The organism is Pseudomonas sp. PWP3-1b2 (assembly GCF_049896045.1).
Lineage (GTDB): Bacteria > Pseudomonadota > Gammaproteobacteria > Pseudomonadales > Pseudomonadaceae > Aquipseudomonas > Aquipseudomonas antarctica_B.
Genome location: NZ_JAFCTN010000007.1, coordinates 186,878 through 200,607 on the forward strand (window position 1 = coordinate 186,878; position 13,730 = coordinate 200,607).

General features: G+C 60.3%; 15 protein-coding genes. 8 read left to right on the plus strand and 7 right to left on the minus strand.

All coding sequences use genetic code 11. The annotated features are described in order from the left end of the window. The first annotated feature begins 1 nt into the window (after position 1). From ACP7A2_RS07455 to ACP7A2_RS07475, 5 genes are all read left to right on the plus strand, one after another. Positions 2–313 (plus strand): NGG1p interacting factor NIF3, encoded by a 312-nt coding sequence (locus tag ACP7A2_RS07455; RefSeq protein WP_426133689.1) that lies wholly within the window; start codon positions 2–4, stop codon positions 311–313. A 285-nt stretch (positions 314–598) separates the two neighbouring features. Beyond that, positions 599–1,237: a DUF6036 family nucleotidyltransferase gene (locus ACP7A2_RS07460; RefSeq protein WP_426133690.1), complete on the plus strand. Its 639-nt coding sequence runs from the start codon at positions 599–601 to the stop codon at positions 1,235–1,237. After that, positions 1,221–1,673 carry a hypothetical protein gene (locus ACP7A2_RS07465; protein ID WP_426133691.1) on the plus strand — a complete coding sequence of 151 codons (453 nt, stop codon included), beginning with the start codon at positions 1,221–1,223 and terminating at the stop codon, positions 1,671–1,673. The genes ACP7A2_RS07460 and ACP7A2_RS07465 overlap by 17 nt, the downstream gene beginning before the upstream one ends. A 360-nt stretch (positions 1,674–2,033) precedes the next feature. Next, positions 2,034–2,297, plus strand: a complete 264-nt coding sequence (locus tag ACP7A2_RS07470) for a DUF6124 family protein (RefSeq protein ID WP_426133692.1) — start codon at positions 2,034–2,036, stop codon at positions 2,295–2,297. A gap of 217 nt (positions 2,298–2,514) precedes the next feature. Continuing rightward, positions 2,515–3,453, plus strand: coding sequence for a pectate lyase (locus ACP7A2_RS07475; protein ID WP_426133693.1), 939 nt, complete (start codon positions 2,515–2,517; stop codon positions 3,451–3,453). 72 nt (positions 3,454–3,525) lie between these two features. Here ACP7A2_RS07475 and nagE read toward each other — a convergent pair whose 3' ends face one another. From nagE to ACP7A2_RS07510, 7 genes are all read right to left on the minus strand, one after another. Next, a complete protein-coding gene (gene nagE, locus ACP7A2_RS07480) occupies positions 3,526–5,223 on the minus strand; it encodes an N-acetylglucosamine-specific PTS transporter subunit IIBC (RefSeq protein WP_426133694.1) in 1,698 nt (565 codons plus the stop codon). Positions 5,224–5,248: 25 nt separating this feature from the next. Continuing rightward, entirely contained in the window at positions 5,249–7,759 is a 2,511-nt protein-coding gene (gene ptsP, locus ACP7A2_RS07485; protein ID WP_426133695.1) for a phosphoenolpyruvate--protein phosphotransferase, read from the minus strand. Between the two features lie 29 nt (positions 7,760–7,788). Next, entirely contained in the window at positions 7,789–8,799 is a 1,011-nt protein-coding gene (locus ACP7A2_RS07490; protein ID WP_426133703.1) for an SIS domain-containing protein, read from the minus strand. After that, positions 8,792–9,898, minus strand: a complete 1,107-nt coding sequence (nagA, locus tag ACP7A2_RS07495; RefSeq protein WP_426133696.1) for an N-acetylglucosamine-6-phosphate deacetylase — start codon at positions 9,896–9,898, stop codon at positions 8,792–8,794. Before nagA ends, ACP7A2_RS07490 begins: the two co-directional genes overlap by 8 nt. 10 nt (positions 9,899–9,908) lie before the next feature. Further along, the gene (locus ACP7A2_RS07500) at positions 9,909–10,667 is read right to left on the minus strand and encodes a GntR family transcriptional regulator (RefSeq protein WP_348056018.1); all 759 of its coding nucleotides are present in this window, start codon (positions 10,665–10,667) and stop codon (positions 9,909–9,911) included. Between the two features lie 262 nt (positions 10,668–10,929). After that, positions 10,930–11,433, minus strand: coding sequence for a L,D-transpeptidase family protein (locus ACP7A2_RS07505; RefSeq protein ID WP_348056020.1), 504 nt, complete (start codon positions 11,431–11,433; stop codon positions 10,930–10,932). A gap of 37 nt (positions 11,434–11,470) precedes the next feature. Then, positions 11,471–12,019, minus strand: a complete 549-nt coding sequence (locus tag ACP7A2_RS07510; RefSeq protein WP_348056022.1) for an NUDIX hydrolase — start codon at positions 12,017–12,019, stop codon at positions 11,471–11,473. A gap of 146 nt (positions 12,020–12,165) precedes the next feature. Between ACP7A2_RS07510 and ACP7A2_RS07515 the strand changes: the two genes are divergently transcribed. From ACP7A2_RS07515 to ACP7A2_RS07525, 3 genes are read left to right on the plus strand one after another with little or no spacing between them, the layout of a single operon-like run. Further along, complete coding sequence (locus ACP7A2_RS07515) at positions 12,166–12,768, plus strand: CoA pyrophosphatase (RefSeq protein WP_426133697.1); 603 nt, start codon at positions 12,166–12,168, stop codon at positions 12,766–12,768. Positions 12,769–12,803: 35 nt separating this feature from the next. Next, positions 12,804–13,328, plus strand: coding sequence for a gamma carbonic anhydrase family protein (locus tag ACP7A2_RS07520; RefSeq protein WP_426133698.1), 525 nt, complete (start codon positions 12,804–12,806; stop codon positions 13,326–13,328). Further along, on the plus strand, positions 13,325–13,540 hold the full coding sequence (locus ACP7A2_RS07525) for a DUF1289 domain-containing protein (RefSeq protein ID WP_426133699.1): 216 nt from the start codon (positions 13,325–13,327) through the stop codon (positions 13,538–13,540). Before ACP7A2_RS07520 ends, ACP7A2_RS07525 begins: the two co-directional genes overlap by 4 nt. Positions 13,541–13,730: the final 190 nt, after the last annotated feature.

Here is a 13,730-nt window from a genome sequence, read left to right on the forward strand (position 1 = left end):
GGTGTACAAGCTCGCCTTCTTCGTGCCCGACAGCCATGTGGAGACGGTGAAAACCGCCGTCTTCACTGCTGGCGGCGGGCGCATCGGCAACTACGACAGCTGCGCCTGGCAAGTGCTGGGCAAGGGCCAATTTCGCGCGATGGACGGCAGCCAGCCGTTTATCGGGCAAGTGGGTCAGGTTGAAGTGGTTGAAGAATGGAAGGTTGAGCTGGTGGTGACGGATGAGTTGATTGTGGCTGTTGTGGCCGCGTTGAAACTGAGCCATCCGTATGAGACACCGGCGTATGAGGTGTGGCAGTTGGCGGATTTTTGATTCGCACGCTGCTTTAACAAGAAACCCGCTGGGCCAGTTTGGTCAGCGGGTTTTTTGTTGGTTGTGCGGGCCAATCGCAGGCAAGCCAGCTCCCACAGTCGACCGTGTGGGAGCTGGCTTGCCTGCGATGGCGTCGGTGCAGGCGCTGTGGGCCTTTCCTACACACCTTTCAGGTTGTCCCTCGGAACCAGCCTCAATAGCCTCCAGCGGTCGCTGAAAAAACCAGTGATCGGGATTTGAGCTCAACGCCCGTTCAACAACCTCGTATCGGCTTGAGATTCAATAATGGAGTTTCCAGATGTCGTCGTTCCTCGCCTCAATACAAATACTCCACTCGGGCAAGCCTTGGTTTCAATGTTCAAATCCATTGAAGTGGAACTGATGCTTGAGGGGGCGAGGCCTGGCGCGGTCAAGGTCATTGTCTTTGGCGGTTGTGCTGTCCACCTATACACGCACCATCGTATTTCCACGGATGTTGACGCTGAGATTTACTGCGCTAGTTTTCGAAACAAGCTGCGCCTTCAGACACTGCTGGCGGAATTTCCTGAGCAGTTTTTCGATGCGCAGTCCGGTCGTGTGATGGAGCTTAACTATGACCTTCAATATCACACCAGCTTCGGCCCACTTCACGAAGATTACTGGGAGCGAAGTCTTCCTTTGGACGAGTTTCCTGTGGAGTCTGTACTGCACCTGCATATAGCTGCACCGATCGACATTGCAATCTCCAAATTGGGCCGAGCCACTGATCAAGATGTGAGCGACATCATGGCGTTGCTGAGGGCTGGCTTCATCCTGACCACTGAGCTCCGTCGGCTGGCGTTGCAGGCAATTGATATGTATGTTGGCAACAAAGAGCCACCCAGATCCATTCTGAACAATATCTTGCACGATTATCTGGAGCCTGCAGATGGCGAAGCCTTTTAACGGTCCCGTCTTATCATCCGCCTTGGACACTCTCGTCAAGAGCCCTCTGAATCAGGCTGATGACGATGCGCTGGTGAGCGCAGCGAAAGCTGTTTGGTATTCGGACGCGAATCTTGTGGGTGAAGTGAAGAATTTTCTGGATGCTCACTCCAGCGAATTGGAACTTCGTCGCGCGGGCTATCTGCTGGAGCGCTTCACGCGCTTCGCGTGTGTGACAGATAGTCGGGTAGTGGAAGCGCTGCACGCTCTTGAGCTTTTTTCGGCGACTGCTTACAAACAAGAGGTGAAGCCTCAGGGCGTTGTTGCGCTGCGCAGTCGTCGTGATGAGCTGGCGATGTCCTGGGGGCTGAGTGAGGGGCTGGGTTTGAAGGTTCAAGCGCTGATGCCTTTTCAGACTCGGCATTACGAAGCGCAGCAACGTGAGGCGTCCGTCTAGGCGTTCGTTGTGATTAAAGAACCCGGCCTAAGCCGGGTTTTTATTGTCTGCGATTTCTTCAGGTCTCGGAGATTTCCCACAAGCCTTTCAGGTTGTCCCTCGGAACTCGCTTCACTAGTCTTCTCTGGTCGCTGCCAATTCAGCGATCGGGACTGCAAGCCCGCCGAAATTATGTTGGAGCTCATAAGCGCCGCTATAATCGTGGCGCTTTTCATGGTCATCGTTTTTATGGTGGCTGTGTGCGGGAGACTTTAGGGTCTACCCGGGATGCTCCTTCCTTGGTCTTGCAGGCCCGCGCACAGCTGCCACCCATCATCTGCAAGTGATGCTGGTAGTTCCCATTTTTTGAGGAGCATTACCATGATCAAAGACAGTCCAAATCCCCCATCTGATTCTCAACCCACCGATCAAATCTTCACCGTACTCCCCAACCTGAGCAGCGAAACCCTGCTCGCCAACGCTTCCCAAGACCTGGCATCAGTTCAGGCACTGGCGGGCAATCTGGCGTTTGATATCGACGGCCCGCAGCGCGATGCGGTGTTGGGAATTCATCGGATGCTGGAAGGTATCCAACTGATAGTGGATCGGGTGTTGGATTTACAGGAAGTCCCCATCAACAACTGACCCCACTCACGCTGTGGCGAGGGAGCGAGCTGCGGAATGAAGCTGAGGCTTGACCGACCGTCATTTATAAAATACTGTGTTTATGTACAGTATTTGGGGGGCGAGTGAATAGCACCTGTCGCTATTCACACCCTTCAACGCTGTAAGCATGGCCAGGACGGCCGTGTTTCATTCTTGACCCAAATACCTGGGTCTTATGATTCAAGAGAGGGAACTCATGTCTTATCCAGAAAGCAAACTCACTGGCATCACCGGTTTTGCCAAAGCCGCTAACGTCACTGGCGGTTGGTCCGGCCAAGTGGTCAGTATCACCACGTTGGATCAACTCAAGGCCCAAATCGCGGATGCCACGCCCCGCGTGTTGGTGATCAACAGCAATATTTCGGCGTCCAGCTTGACCAAGGTGTCCATGGGCTCCAACAAAACCCTGGTCGGTTCGTTCCAGAATCGCACGCTTAACAACATCCACTTGCGCGCGACACCGCAGTCGCAAAACATCATTTTTCAAAACATCGTTTTCCAGCATTCCGTTGGTATCAAGGACAACGATGACATTCAGCTGTACCTCAACTACGGCAGCAAGTACTGGATCGACCACTGCTCCTTCGTCGGCCACGAATGGTCCGCCAACGATGGCAGCCTCGACAAGCTGTTGTACATCGGCGACAAGGCTGATTACGCGACGATCAGTAACTGCTTCTTCGGCAACCACAAGTATGGTTTGATCCTGGGCCACCCGGCCGATGACAACAACGCCGCCTTCAATGGTTTCCCGCGGCTGACGATCTGCCACAACCGTTTCGACAATATGGAAGTGCGCGCCCCAGGGCTGATGCGTTATGGCTACTTCCATGTCTATAACAACTACATCAACAAGTTTCACCTCGGTTTTACGCTGGCGCAAAACGCCAACATTCTTTCCGAGAGCAACAACTTTGGTGCGGGCAGTGAAAGTAACGGCATGCTGGATGACAAAGGCACGGGTACTTTTACCGACATCGGCAGCGTGCCTGCGATCACTAATCAAAAATCGCCCAAGGCGCAGTGGACCGCGTCGTCCAATTACACCTACACCTTGAAGACCGCCGCGCAAGCGAAGGACTTTACGGTGAAGAATGCGGGGGCGCAGTCCGTGAGCCTGGTGTTCGGCGGCTAACGCTGAGCGTCCCCACGCACTGGGTGGGGACGCATTTTGTAAAGCTCCCACGCAGCGCGTGGGAGCGCTTGATCAGGCGTTGATTGGGCGGGTCACCAAGCGCTCCAGCGCTTCACCCAATCCGCTGGCCCTGTCACCAATCAGCAGGTGCCAAACCCTGCTTTCCAGCTGGCTCACACCTTGGCAACCCAGCGCAGTGAGGTCCGCTTCGGACAACACCGAATCATCCCCCAACTCCACTCGCAACCGGGTCATCGCCACGGCTTCCAGCTGCCGCACATTCCCACGGCCACCCAGCGCGCTCAGCCATTTCTCGGCTTCCTGCACATTCACCGCAACCGGCTTATCCACAGGCGCAACGCTCACCGGCGCAGCCGCCACAAACGACGGCATGGCCAGGCGAATCTCATCAGCAATGCTATCGGCCATCGGCCCGACCACCACCTGCAAACTCCCGCCATTCCCCGGCCGAACCACAGCCATGGCGCCCAGCGCTTTCAGCTCCGTATCCACTGCTTTGTTGCGATCAACCATGTCCAACCGCAGACGCGTAGTACAGGCGCCCACACTCAACAGATTCGCCGCACCGCCCAACGCACGGATATACGCGCTGGCCCGCTGGTTATCACTCATCGCTTCAGCCTGCACCACCGGGATATCTTCACGCCCCGGCGTTTTGAGGTTGAAGCGGCGAATGCAGTAGTTGAACACGCTGTAGTAGATCACCGCGTAAGCCAACCCGACCGGGAACACCAGCCAGCCATTGGTGGACTTGCCCCAACCCAGCACCATGTCGATAAACCCGCCGGAGAAGGTAAAGCCCAGGTGGATATTCAGCATATTGGTGACAGCCATCGACAGGCCCGTCAGCACGGCGTGAATCAGGTACAGGAACGGCGCAAGGAACATGAACGCAAATTCAATCGGCTCGGTCACGCCGGTCAAAAACGAGGTCAGCGCCATCGACAGGAAAATCCCGCCCATCACCTTGCGGCGTTCCGGCAACGCATTGCGGTACATCGCCAGGCACGCCGCCGGCAGGCCGAACAACATCACCGGGAACATGCCAGTCATGAACTGGCCGCCTTTCGGGTCGCCTGCAAAATAACGAGTCAGGTCGCCCGTCACCACCGCGCCGGTCGCCGGATCGGTGAAGCTGCCGAACACAAACCAGGCCATGTTGTTGAGGATATGGTGCAGGCCGGTGACGATCAGCAGGCGGTTGAACACGCCAAACACGAACGCGCCGAGGCTGCCGCTTTCCATCAGCAGCACGCCGAAGCTGTTGATGCCGTGCTGAATCGGCGGCCAGATCAGGCCGAAGATCACGCCCAATCCGACCGCACTGAACCCGGTGACAATCGGCACAAACCGTCGCCCGCCAAAGAAGGCCAGGTACTCCGGCAGCTTGATGTCCTTGAAGCGGTTATACAGCCCACCGGCCATCAAGCCGCTGGCAATACCGGCGAGCATGCCCATGTTGATGGTGGTGTCCATCACCTTGAGCGTGGAGATCATTACCAAATAACCGATAGCGCCTGCCAGGCCCGCCGTGCCGTTATTGTCGCGGGCAAAACCCACAGCAATGCCGATGGCGAAGATCAGCGCCAGGTTGGCGAAGATCGCTTGCCCGGCGTCGTGCATCACCGCGATGTTCAAAAGGTCGGTGTCGCCCAGGCGCAGCAAGAGGCCGGCGATCGGCAGAATCGCGATCGGCAGCATGAGTGCACGGCCCAGGCGTTGCAGGCCTTCGATGAAATGTTGGTACATGGCGAGTCTCCTTTTCTTGTTGTTGTCAGCTCAGCGGCCAGTGGTGTTGACAGGCTTGGCGAACCGCCTTGGCGCTGCTCAGGTCGAGCAGGCCTCGGCTGATTTGCCGGCATTGCGCCGCGTCCAGATGGCGGACGCGGTCCTTGATTTCTCCGATTTGCGGCGGGCTTACCGACAGCTCGCTGACCCCCAGGCCTACCAGTACCGGCGTGGCCAGCGGGTCGGAGGCGAGGGCGCCACACACGCCAACCCAGCGCCCGTGTTTGGCGGCGCCGGCACAGGTTTGGGCGATCAGCCGCAGCAGAGCCGGGTGCAAGGCATCAACCCGCGCAGCGAGGCCGGCGTGGTCACGGTCCATGGCCAGGGTGTACTGGGACAGGTCGTTGGTGCCGATCGACAGGAAGTCCGCGTGCAGCGCCAGCTGCTCGGCCATCAGCGCGGCGGCAGGCACTTCGATCATCACGCCCAGTTCGGGGCGCTGAGTCAGTTCCAGCTCCACGCACAACTCGTCCATACGCTGGCGAATCTGCAGCAGCTCATCCACTTCGCTGACCATCGGCAACAGGATGCGGCAACGTTCCAGCGGGCACACTTGCAGCAGCGCGCGCAGTTGCTGGTCGAGCACGTCGGGGCGTACCTGGGCCAGGCGAATGCCGCGCAAGCCCAACACCGGGTTGGCTTCGACGGGCAACGGCAGGTAGTCGAGCTGTTTGTCGCCGCCCACATCGATGGTGCGAATGATCACCGACTTGTCGCCCATGGCATCCAATACCGCCTGGTAGGCGCGGCGTTGCTCTTGCTCATCCGGCGCGATGCGACGGTCGACGAACAGGAATTCGGTGCGCAGCAGGCCGACGCCGTCAGCGCCGTTTTCAAATGCCACCTGGGCCTCGGCGCTGGAGGCGACGTTGGCCGCGACTTCGATGGTCACGCCGTCAGTGGTGCGCGCCGGCTCTTGAGCCTGAGATTGTTGCTGTTGACGGCGCTGCTTTTGCGCGTCGCGAATGTGGTGCACTTCGGCGTGGCGCGCGTCGCTGGGCATGAGTTCCAGGCGACCGTTGGCGGCGTCGAGCACCACGCGTTGGCCTTGGGGCACGTCGAGCACTTCCGCGCCCAGCGCGACGATGCAGGGCAAACCTTTACCGCGGGCCAGAATAGCCACGTGGGAGGTCGCGCCGCCTTCGGCCATGCAGATACCGGCAGCTTCTTGCGCACTCAGTTGCAGCAGGTCCGAGGGGGTCAACTCATGGGCGCTGACGATCGCGCCCGCAGGCAATTCGAAGTGCCAGGCTTCACCCAGCAGTGCGCGCAACACACGCTGTTGCAGGTCGCGCAGGTCATTGGAGCGCTCGGCAAACAGCGGCTTGCCCAGCGCCAGCAACACCGCGCATTGGGCCTGGATTGCATCGCGCCAGGCGTGGGTGGCGGCGCTGCCGTTTTCGATGGCACCGGTTGCCGCGTCCAACAGGGCCGGGTCTTCCAGCAAGGCGAGGTGCGCCGCGAAAATCTCTTCTTCCTCGACGTTTTTGCGCTGGCGGGCGTGCTCCAGCGTGTTGCGAATTTCACCGCGCACCTGCTCCAGCGCGGTGTCGAGGCGTTGCAGTTGGTCGTCGCGGGAATGGTTGCCGGTGTCTTCCGGTAACTCAATGCCGGTCAGGCGAAACAGCGGCCCGCACACCAGGCCAGGCGCGGCGCACACTCCTTGCAGCACACCGGCTTCGATGTTCGCCCCACGCACAGCGACGGCAACCGGTGCGTGATGTTCTTCTTTAACCGCTAGGGACAGCGCGGCGACCAGCGCCTGCAACGCAGCCTCGGAATCCTCGCCGCGACAACTCACACGCACTTCATCGCCCTCGCCAATCCCCAGCCCCATCAGGCCAATCAAGCTGTCGCAGGCTGCCGATTTACCGGCGAAATGCAGATGGGCCTGGCTGCTGAAACCCTGCGCCGTCTTGCGGATCAACGCAGCGGGGCGCGCATGCAAACCGCCACGGTGAGTGATGCGCACGCTGGCGCGTACTTCAGCCGCTGAGTTATCCACAGCCGTCTGCGTCGCGGTGGTTGAACGCGCCACAATCTGCAACAACGGCTCGCCGAGTTTGACGGTGTTGCCGGCAATCGGCCGCAGCTCAAAGCCTTCGCCGTTGGTCAGGATGATCAGGCTGATCAGGCTTTTGCACTGGCGCGCAATGCGGTCCAGATCGAACTGCACCAGCGCCTGGCCTTCAGTGATCCGCGCGCCTTCCTTCACCAGCAGCGCAAAGCCTTCGCCATTCAGCTCGACGGTGTCGATGCCCACATGCATCAGCACTTCGGCGCCATTCTCGGCGCGAATCGTCAGTGCGTGCCCGGTGCGCGCAACGTGGATGATCACCCCGTCGCACGGTGCGTGCAGGCAGTCATTCAGCGGGTCGATGGCAATGCCGTCGCCCATCGCGCCGCTTGCGAACACTTCGTCGGGAACGTTGCCCAGGGTCAGCACCGGGCCACTGAGGGGGGCGCTTAGGGTCAATTCATTATTGTTGTAGGGCATGGGCACGGTACTCATCAGGAAAACGCGACTCAGTGAGTGCGGGTAACTTTGCTCAGGTGGCGTGGTTGGTCAGGGTCCATGCCCCGGGCAACCGCCAGGCCTGCAGCCATGACGTAAAAGCTTTGAATCGCCAGGATCGGATCCAGGCTCGGGTGTTCGGCGCGGCTCAGGGTCAGGTCGCGCTCGGTCACATCGTCCGGCGCGGCCAGCAACACGCGGGCACCGCGTAGGCGCATGTCGGCGGCCAGGCTCAACAGGCCAGCCTGCTCGGCGCCGCGTGGGGCGAACACCAGCAGTGGATAGTTTTCGTCGATCAAGGCCATCGGTCCGTGGCGCACTTCGGCGCTGCTGAACGCTTCGGCCTGGATCGCCGAGGTTTCCTTGAGCTTGAGCGCAGCTTCCTGGGCGATGGCAAAACCGGCGCCACGGCCAATTACGATCAGGCGCTGGCTGTCGCGCAGGGCGTCAATGGCGGGAGCCCACGCTTGTTTTGCGGCTTCGCGCAGTCCCTCAGGCAGCGCCTGGCAGGCTTGCAGCAGCAACAGGTCCTGGTTCCAGTGGCCGATCAATTGCGCGCTGGCGCTGAGGGTGGCGATAAAACTTTTAGTCGCGGCAACACTGAGTTCCGGCCCGGCGCACAGCGGCACGTGGAATTCGCACGCGGCTTCCAGTGGCGAGTCTTCGGCGTTGACCAGCGAAATACTCAGGGCGCCGCGTTTGCGCAGCAGGCGCAGGCTGTTGACCAAATCCGGGCTTTGCCCCGACTGCGAGAAACCAAACGCTACCTGACCGCTGACCTTCAACGGCGCTTGCAACAGGGTCACCACCGACATCGGCAACGACGCCACCGGGATGCCCACGTGTTGCATGGCCAGGTAGGCGAAATAACTGGCGGCATGGTCCGAGCTGCCCCGGGCAATGGTCATCGCCACTTGCGGCGGCTGGCGGCGCAGGCGGCCGGCGACTTCCTCGAGCATCGGGCTGAGGCGTTGCAGTTGCGCCGCAACGGCGTCCGAGGAGGCCAATGCCTCTTCAAGCATTTTTGAAGTCAATGGTTTCTCCTTCGACCATTACGTCGGTGATTGTCAGGGAGCGGTCAAGGCGCACGCAGTCGGCAAAGCTGCCCGGTTGCAGGCGGCCGCGTTCTTCCAGGCCCAGGTAGTCCGCAGGAAATTGCGACAGGCGCTGTGAGGCTTCGCTGATGGGCAGGCCGATTTTCACCAGGTTGCGCAGCGCCTGATCCATGGTCAGGGTGCTGCCGGCCAGCGTTCCGTCGGCCAGGCGTACGCCGCCCAGGCACTTGGTCACGGTGTGGCTGCCCAGCTTGTACTCGCCGTCGGGCATGCCGGCGGCGGCGGTGGAATCAGTCACGCAGTACAGGCACGGGATCGAACGCAGGGCCACGCGCATGGCGCCGGGGTGTACGTGCAGCAAATCCGGAATCAATTCGGCGTATTTGGCGTGGGCCAGCGCGGCGCCGACGATGCCCGGCTCGCGGTGATGCAGCGGGCTCATGGCGTTGTACAAATGCGTGAAGCTGGTGGCGCCGGCGGCGAGGGCGGCGACGCCTTCTTCATAGCTGCCCAGGGTGTGGCCAATCTGCATGCGTATGCCGCGTGCGCTGAGCGCGCGGATCAGGGCATCGTGGCCAGCAATTTCCGGGGCGATGGTGATCACGCGGATCGGCGCCAGGCGCAGGTAGGCTTCCACTTCTTCCATCAGTGCGGTGTGGGCGAAGTTGGGTTGAGCGCCGAGTTTTCCTGGGTTGATGTAGGGGCCTTCCAGGTGTACGCCGAGGACCCGCGCGCTGCCGGCAGGGCGCTGCTCACAGAAGATGCCGAGTTGGCCGAGCACGCTGGAAATTTCGTCAACCGGCGCAGTCATGGTGGTGGCCAGCAGCGACGTCGTACCAAAACGCACGTGGGTGCGGGTGATGGTCTCGAACGCGGCGGCGCCTTCCATGATGTCTTTGCCGCCACCGCCGTGCACGTGCAGGTCGATAAAGCCCGGCAGCAGGTAGGGCAGGTCATTGTCTGCCGGGTCGCAAGGTACGCCTTCGATGGCAGTCACCTTGCCGTGCTCGTGCACCACGCGGCCGCGAACCCAGCCTTGGGGCGTGAGGATATTGTCTTCGGACATGGGCAGTTCTCTAAAGTCGCAATTCAGCGGAATAGTCGTGGCGGCGCAGCTCTGCGACAAAGTCGTAGTAGTCGTTGCGGCAGTAGGTGTCGGTGATTTCAATCGGCGTGTTGTCGGCGGTGTAGCCGACGCGGGTCATCAACAGCATGGCGGTGCCGGGCGCGATGCCTACCAGCCTGGCGAACTCGTCCGACGCGTTGATCGCCTGCACATGCTGCAAGGCGCGCACGATGGGCTTGCCGATGCTTTCAAAGTATTCGTACAGCGAACTGCCCAAGGCCTGCGGTTGTGGCAGCACTGCGGCGGGGACCACGGTCATTTCAATGGCCATCACCGTGTCGTCGGCTTTGCGCAAACGCTTCAGTCGCGCCACTTTGTCGCTGGTCGACAGGCACAGGCGGATCAGTTCTTCGTGGGTCGGCGGGGTGATGTCGCGCTCCAGCCACAGGGAGCTGGGCACAAAGCCCTTGAGGCGCAGCATCTCGCTGAACCCGGACAGGCGCGACAGCGGTTGCTCAAGGCGCGGCGTGATAAAGGTGCCGGAACCCTGGCTGCGGCGGATCAGGCCTTGGTCAAACAACACTTCCAGCGCTTTGCGGGCAGTCACCCGCGAAATGCTCAGTTGTTCACTGAGTGCGCGTTCTGACGGCAGCGCCTGCTCGGACGTCCACTGGCCGGCGTGGATCGCCGCTTCCAGCTTGCGCGCCAATTGCAGGTACAGCGGCGTGGATTGTTTGTCGTCGGGGCGTAAGCCCAGGATGGGATTCATCGTTAAGGTTTCCGATGCATTATTGGAATGTTGTCGCCCGGTATTGGCCGAAAATTAATACCACTTAAATACCATGTCAATGCAGCCAAAACGGTGCAGGCGACGGTTTTAGGGCCCTGCAATGGGGCCTGGCATGAAGTGGTATTAGAGAGGTCTGTATCGCGTGCAGAACGGCGCAGCCCGCTGCGGTGAACTGGTATTCACCGGCAGGCGCGGCCTGAGGCAGGAATTATTTTCGAATTATTTTACGAACGGTCGCGGTTTACGGCCGAATCTCGATCATGGTGCCGTCTTTGACCAGGTTCCAGACTTCACGCATGTCGACGTTGCGCATGCCGATGCAGCCGTCGGTCCAGTCCAGGGTGTGAAACCACTGCTCCGGGTAATCTTCGGTGTCGGGGGTGCCGTGAATCATGATCATGCTGCCCGGCCTCACACCCTCGCGGCGCGCGCGGGCGGAGTCGCTGATGTTCGGGTAGGAGATGTGCATGGCCAGGTTGAAACGGTCGCTGGTCTTGCGCCAGTCGATCCAGTAAAAGCCTTCGGGGGTGCGGCGGTCACCTTCAAACAGCTTGGTGCCCTTGGGGTTTTTACCGAGGGAAATGCGATAGGTCTTGAGCGGCTTGCCGTCGTTGATCAGCTGCAATTGGTGGGCGGACTTGAGCACGAGGACTTTTTCGACAGGTTTGCCGCCGATGATTTCCACCGTGGAGGCCGACGAAAAGGTAGCGAACGACAGGCAGATCAGAGCGAGCAACAGACGCATTAACACGGTTTCCCTTAAAGACTATCTGCCGGTTTTTTTATTCGGTGGGTTTGCCCATGGGCGGCACCGCTTCGCTGCGCACCGGGAACGCCTGCTGCCGACGGTCAGCGAAAAAGTATTCTAAAGTACGCCCGACCGTGCGGAAAGCCAGCTCGGACCAAGGGATGTCGGCTTCATCAAACAGCTGCACTTCGAGGCTTTCGGGGCCGGCGGCAAAGTCCAGGTCGACCAGCTCGGCGCGGTAGAAAATATGCACCTGGCTGATGTGCGGCACGTCGATCAGGGTATAGATGCTCAGGTTGCGCACACGGGCGCAGGCTTCTTCCAGGGTTTCGCGTTCGGCCGCTTGCTCCACGGTTTCGCCATTTTCCATAAAGCCTGCGGGCAGGGTCCAGTACCCCAGGCGCGGTTCGATGGCGCGGCGGCACAGCAGCACTTTATCGCCCCAGACCGGCACCGTGCCGGCGACGATGTTGGGGTTTTGGTAGTGAATGGTCGAACAGTGGTCACACACATAACGCAGGCGGCCGTCGCCTTCGGGAATGCGCCTGGTAACCGGTTTACCGCACTGGCTGCAGAAGTTCATGCTGGGGTTCCTGAAGAGTGCGTCTATCTTGGCGTGGCAGGCGGGGCCCTGCAAGTTGTCGTTTAGCGACATGCTCCGGGTTTTGGGGTTGGGCGCCCGCAAGCTTTGGTGCATGATGCATGGTAGCCAACAGACCGAGATGACTCATGCTGGACGAGCTACTTCGCCGCGTAAGCAACCACACCCCCCATACGCTGGAAACCGACGGGCGTTTCCCCGAGGCTGCGGTGCTGGTGCCGATTACCCGCAGTGACGAACCCGAGCTGATCCTGACCCTGCGCGCCAGTGGTCTGTCGACCCACGGCGGCGAAGTGGCGTTCCCCGGCGGCCGGCGCGACCCCGAAGACCCTGACTTGATCTTCACCGCATTGCGCGAGGCCGAAGAAGAAATCGGCCTGCCGCCCGGCCTGGTCGAAATCATCGGCCCGTTGAGCCCGCTGATTTCCCTGCACGGCATTCGGGTCACGCCTTATGTCGGCGTGATTCCCGATTACGTCGAGTACCTGGCCAATGACGCCGAGATTGCCGCTGTTTTCAGCGTGCCCCTGGAGTTTTTCCGGCAGGACCCGCGCGAACACACTCACCGAATCGATTACCAGGGCCGCAGTTGGTATGTGCCCAGCTACCGCTTCGGCGAATACAAGATCTGGGGCCTGACGGCGATAATGATTGTGGAGCTGATCAACCTGCTCTATGACGACGCCAAGATCAGCCTGCACCAGCCGCCCAAAAGCTTCATCAATATCTAAGCCATCGTTTGAATGGCGAGCCGTGAGGAAAAACCATGAAATACCGCCTGGGCGATGCCCGCGTCGAGACGCATCCACACAGTTGGGTAGCCCCTAATGCCACGCTGGTGGGCAAGGTCAAGCTGGAGGAGGGCGCCAACGTCTGGTTCAACGCGGTATTGCGTGGCGACAACGAGCTGATTCTGATCGGCAAAAACAGCAACGTGCAGGACGGCAGCGTGATGCACACCGACATGGGCTACCCGCTGACCCTGGGCACCGGCGTAACTATTGGCCATAACGCAATGCTGCATGGCTGCACGGTGGACGATTACAGCCTGATCGGCATTAATGCGGTGATCCTCAACGGCGCGAAGATCGGCAAACACTGCATCATCGGCGCGAACTCGCTGATCGGTGAGGGCAAGGAAATCCCGGATGGTTCGCTGGTGATGGGCTCGCCGGGCAAGGTGGTGCGCGAGCTGACCGAGGCGCAGAAACGCATGCTCGAGGCCAGCGCCGCGCACTATGTGCATAACGCGCAGCGCTATGCGCAGGATTTGGCAGAGCAGGAAGAATGAACCCGATAGAACGCCCCGTCGCCTCGCCGTGCGTGAGCATTTGCGCGCTGGATGACGACGATATTTGCACGGGCTGCCAGCGCACGGTGGATGAGATTACGCGCTGGAGCCGCATGGACAATGCCGAGCGCCGGGTGGTGCTGGGGTTGTGCCATGCGCGGGCGGTGGCGGGAGGGATGATGTTTGTGGTTTCCGGGAAATCCGGCGCCTGAGAGATTGCTATGGCAGGCAAGCCAGCTCCCACAGTTGATATGTGACTGCATTCGAAAGGCGGGAGCAGGTTTGCTGTGTGGCGAGCAGGCTTGTTGTGGCGAGCGGGCTTGCCCCGCGTTGGGCTGCGAAGCAGCCCCAAAACCTGACGCACGAGTTTACCTGACAGAACGCGGCGGTCTTATTGGGGCT

Coding starts and splice junctions, on each gene's coding strand:
- ACP7A2_RS07515 (WP_426133697.1), top strand. CDS start 12,166: ATGCTGGACGAGCTACTTCGCCGCGTAAGCAACCACACCCCCCATACG.
- nagE (WP_426133694.1), bottom strand. CDS start 5,223: ATGTACCAACATTTCATCGAAGGCCTGCAACGCCTGGGCCGTGCACTC.
- ACP7A2_RS07520 (WP_426133698.1), top strand. CDS start 12,804: ATGAAATACCGCCTGGGCGATGCCCGCGTCGAGACGCATCCACACAGT.
- ACP7A2_RS07475 (WP_426133693.1), top strand. CDS start 2,515: ATGTCTTATCCAGAAAGCAAACTCACTGGCATCACCGGTTTTGCCAAA.
- nagA (WP_426133696.1), bottom strand. CDS start 9,898: ATGTCCGAAGACAATATCCTCACGCCCCAAGGCTGGGTTCGCGGCCGC.
- ACP7A2_RS07505 (WP_348056020.1), bottom strand. CDS start 11,433: ATGCGTCTGTTGCTCGCTCTGATCTGCCTGTCGTTCGCTACCTTTTCG.
- ACP7A2_RS07460 (WP_426133690.1), top strand. CDS start 599: ATGGAGTTTCCAGATGTCGTCGTTCCTCGCCTCAATACAAATACTCCA.
- ACP7A2_RS07490 (WP_426133703.1), bottom strand. CDS start 8,799: ATGCTTGAAGAGGCATTGGCCTCCTCGGACGCCGTTGCGGCGCAACTG.
- ptsP (WP_426133695.1), bottom strand. CDS start 7,759: ATGCCCTACAACAATAATGAATTGACCCTAAGCGCCCCCCTCAGTGGC.
- ACP7A2_RS07510 (WP_348056022.1), bottom strand. CDS start 12,019: ATGAACTTCTGCAGCCAGTGCGGTAAACCGGTTACCAGGCGCATTCCC.
- ACP7A2_RS07525 (WP_426133699.1), top strand. CDS start 13,325: ATGAACCCGATAGAACGCCCCGTCGCCTCGCCGTGCGTGAGCATTTGC.
- ACP7A2_RS07470 (WP_426133692.1), top strand. CDS start 2,034: ATGATCAAAGACAGTCCAAATCCCCCATCTGATTCTCAACCCACCGAT.
- ACP7A2_RS07500 (WP_348056018.1), bottom strand. CDS start 10,667: ATGAATCCCATCCTGGGCTTACGCCCCGACGACAAACAATCCACGCCG.
- ACP7A2_RS07465 (WP_426133691.1), top strand. CDS start 1,221: ATGGCGAAGCCTTTTAACGGTCCCGTCTTATCATCCGCCTTGGACACT.